This is a genomic window from Psychrobacter sp. TB67, from assembly GCF_000511065.1.
GTDB lineage: Bacteria > Pseudomonadota > Gammaproteobacteria > Pseudomonadales > Moraxellaceae > Psychrobacter > Psychrobacter okhotskensis.
In genome coordinates this window covers 1-3,740 of record NZ_AYYA01000033.1, presented here as the reverse complement: position 1 = coordinate 3,740, position 3,740 = coordinate 1, and the positions used below count along the sequence as shown (strand labels likewise).

General features: G+C 44.4%; 2 protein-coding genes and 1 pseudogene. 2 read left to right on the top strand and 1 reads right to left on the bottom strand.

Annotation, left to right across the window (positions count from 1 at the left end; translation table 11 throughout):
- Positions 1-103: 103 nt before the first annotated feature.
- Both W293_RS16120 and W293_RS16115 read left to right on the top strand, forming a co-directional pair.
- Positions 104-1,030, top strand: a complete 927-nt coding sequence (locus W293_RS16120; RefSeq protein WP_037025096.1) for an IS30 family transposase — start codon at positions 104-106, stop codon at positions 1,028-1,030.
- A gap of 27 nt (positions 1,031-1,057) precedes the next feature.
- A pseudogene (locus tag W293_RS16115) lies at positions 1,058-2,194 on the top strand (IS256 family transposase); the annotation flags it as partial.
- A gap of 315 nt (positions 2,195-2,509) precedes the next feature.
- Here the strand turns inward: W293_RS16115 and W293_RS0105165 are convergent.
- A protein-coding gene (locus W293_RS0105165; protein ID WP_156915601.1) for an IS3 family transposase occupies positions 2,510-3,675 on the bottom strand; the annotation gives its coding sequence in 2 pieces (ribosomal slippage) (positions 2,510-3,417 and positions 3,417-3,675; 1,167 coding nt in all).
- Between the last annotated feature and the right edge of the window lie 65 nt (positions 3,676-3,740).

Here is a 3,740-nt window from a genome sequence, read left to right as displayed (position 1 = left end):
CTTAGATTAACACATGAAGTGCAATATCAAAGAGCAGGTGAAAAAGAGGCCTAGATGCGCTAGCATCAAAGCTACTATCCACCGCCAAAGTGAGATTGCAACCATGAGCTATACACATCTAAGCCTAGAGGAACGATATCAGATTTATGCCCTTAGAGGGGCACAACATAGTATTAAATTTATAGCAGGGGCGTTAGGCAGAAGTCCCAGCACCATATCAAGAGAGCTTAGACGCAATAAAAGCCTACGAGGCTACCGGGCAAAGCATGCAGACAACACCGCTAAAGCGAGGCGAGCAAATAATGCCTTCACCATCATTTTAAACGTCTGGGACTGGGTCGTGACTAAGCTTAAACTGCAGTGGAGTCCTGAGCAAATAGCAGGCGTTCATAGTGGAGTCAGTCACACGAGTATCTATCGTTACTTATGGACGGATAAGAGGCAAGGCGGCACGCTATGGCAGTATTTAAGACGCAAAGCCAAACCCTATCGTCAAAGGCTTACCACTGAGACTCGTGGGCGTATTAATGACAGGATCTCAATTCATGAGCGCCCTCATGTAGTAAAAGAGCGATCCCGCATCGGTGATTGGGAAGCGGACACCATCATTGGTCAAAACCATAAACAAGCTATCGTGACAGTGGTAGAGCGAAAGACAGGTTTGGTTAAGATGAAGCGAGTGACTAAAAAGAGTGCTCATCTGGTCGCGGATGCGATGGTGGTAATGCTAACTCCAGTGAAACTACACGTTAAGACGATTACGTCCGATAATGGCAAGGAATTTGCGGATCATAAAGCCATTAAGCAAAGACTCTATAGTGGGTTCTACTTTGCTGATGCTTATGCCTCATGGCAACGAGGAACAAACGAAAATACCAATGGCTTGATTAGAGAGTACTTGCCTAAAGGATGTGACTTTAGACAAGTATCTGATGATGAGGTTCAAAACATTGAAGACAGGTTAAACAACAGACCAAGAAAACGATTAGGGTTTAAAACGCCAAACCAGGTGTTTTATTCCATTACTTAGCGTTGCACTTGGTGTGTTAATCTAGGCTTTCAAAAGCAGCTCATGCAATCCTTTATCGATACTGCCTTGGAAGCTGAGATGGAAGACCATCTTGGCTACCCTAAGCATGAGAAGGCAGACAAGCCCAATAAGCGCAACGGCCACACTAAAAAGACCGTCCGCAGTGACACAGGCGATCTTGAGATATCCACCCCAAGAGACCGTGATAGCAGCTTTGAGCCTGTACTCGTCAGTAAGCATCAAACCCGTATCTCAGGTCTTGATGACAAGATCATATTCCTTTACGCCAAGGGTCAAACCACCACCGAGATTGTAGAGAGCATTAAAGAGCTCTACGATGTCGACATCTCAAGCTCTCTTGTCTCAAGAGTCACCGATAACATATTAGAGGACATCACCGCTTGGCAGAACCGGCCGCTGAGCAGTGTTTATCCTATCGTCTATCTAGACTGCATCGTCGTGAAGATACGTCAAGACAAGCAGATCATCAACAAAGCCATTTACTTAGCCCTAGGCGTTAACCTTAACGGTAAAAAAGAGCTGCTTGGTATGTGGTTATCAGAGAATGAAGGCGCTAAGTTCTGGCTGGGCGTTCTCACTGAGCTACAAGACCGCGGAGTACAAGACATCCTCATTGCCTGTGTAGACGGCCTAAAGGGCTTCCCTGATGCCATTAACACCGTTTATCCCAATGCTCAGGTTCAGCTGTGTATCGTGCATATGGTGCGTTACTCCATGAAGTTTGTACCATGGACGGATAAAAAGGCCGTAGCGGCTGATTTAAAGGCCATTTACGGCGCTGATACGCTTGAGATGGCAGAGGCCAACCTTGAGCACTTTGATGAGACTTGGGGCAAGGAGTATCCGCACGTGGTTAAGTCTTGGCGCAATAACTGGGAGGGCTTAACGGTGTTCTTTGAGTATCCGAAAGACATCAGAAAAGCGATTTATACCACCAATGCGATAGAATCACTGAACAGTGTGATTCGGACAGCGGTGAATAAGCGCAAGGTATTCCCATCTGATCAGGCAGCATTCAAAGTGGTGTACTTAGCCACCCAGCAGGCATCCAAAAAGTGGTCGATGCCAATCCGTAACTGGACGTCTGCTCTGAATCGTTTTATGATTATGTTTGATGACCGTATCAGTAAGCATTTAATCTAAATGGCAGTTACACAGAATCTGGGATGGTCTCGAAATCTCTAGCAGTTTGTTTTTTGATTATCGGCTTGACAGCTATTCTTGTGACTAAATTTAATATGATGCAGTTGATAGCGATATAGTAGGAACACCTGTTAGAACCAAAGCCCCTTTAGGGCTTTTTTTATGTCTATAATTTGAATTTGATTTCTAGGGTGGGAAATAACTTGATAGTCATAACCATTGATATTTATAAATTTGCATTTTTCTAACCTGCTTTATACCAACAAATAGTGACCCCTGCCGTCAAATCCGTACAGTTAAACTTGGGAGATTTAATTACGCAGCTTGACGATAATAATCAAACCACACCTGTCTTGGCGATTTATAGCCCAAGCTCTTTTGAGTTCTCGTTTGGTTGTAATATAGTTCAATATATCCAATGATATCGGTAATGGCGGCAAATCTAGTTTTATAGTCTTGGTGATACACCAGCTCGTTCTTTAATATGCCCCAGAAGCTTTCTATGGGTGCGTTGTCAAAGCAGTTGCCTTTAGCACTCATTGAGCCTGTAAACTGATGCTGCTTGATGATTTTGTGATAAGCGTGGCTACAGTACTGACTGCCTCTGTCAGAATGCACAATCAGCCCTTTGCCTGGTCGTCTGTTCTTGATTGCCATATTTAGTGCACGACAGACTAAATCAGCAGTCATGCGTTTATTAATGGCGTAGCCAACCAGCTCTTTGGTGTATAGATCTTTGACCCCTGCTAAGTACAGCCAGCCCTCATTTGTCCAGATATAAGTAATGTCACTGACCCAAGACTCATTAGGACGCTTGGCATCAAACTGCTGATCGAGCACGTTTGGATAAACCAGCTTGTTGTGATTAGAGTCGGTGGTCACTTTAAAGCGCTTATGACGTCGGCATTTGATGCCGTGCTCTTCTTTGATGCGTCTCACCATGTATAGGCTAATGTCATGGCCTCGCTCACTTAGATGCGCATGCAGACGCTCATATCCATAGCGCTCCTTTGTTTCACTGTGCGCGGCTTTAACCAGCAGCTCAGACTGGTTGCGATGTATCTGTTGATCGCTGATATCACGACTCAGCCAGTCGTAGTAGCTAGAATGCTTAACCTTTAGTACACGGCACATAGCTGTGATACTAAATATCTGCTGGTTATCCTTAATAAAGGCGTACTTTACTAACTGTTTTTCGCGAAGTACGCCGTGGCCTTTTTTAATATCTCTCGCTCCTCCTCGGCAACTTTAAGTTGTCGCTTGAGCTGCTTTATTTCTTGAAGCGCTGTCATAAGATCAGGATCATATTGTTCTGTGCCGATAAGCTTGCCTTGATTGGCTTTGTTATGCCAATTTGATAGCGTTTGCATGGCAATGCCAAGCTGCTTTGCGGTAGCCGAGATATTGCCATTATTGTCTGATATCTTCTTGACAGCTTCTGCTTTAAATTCGTCACTGTAGGTTCTTACTTTCTTGGTCATGATAAACTCCGATTAATACGCTTAGTTTACCAAGTTTATCTCTACGGTTTCTTCAGCATAGCTCA

Excerpts from the sequence above, each read along its gene's own strand:
- W293_RS16120 (WP_037025096.1), top strand. The coding sequence starts at position 104 with ATGAGCTATACACATCTAAGCCTAGAGGAACGATATCAGATTTATGCC.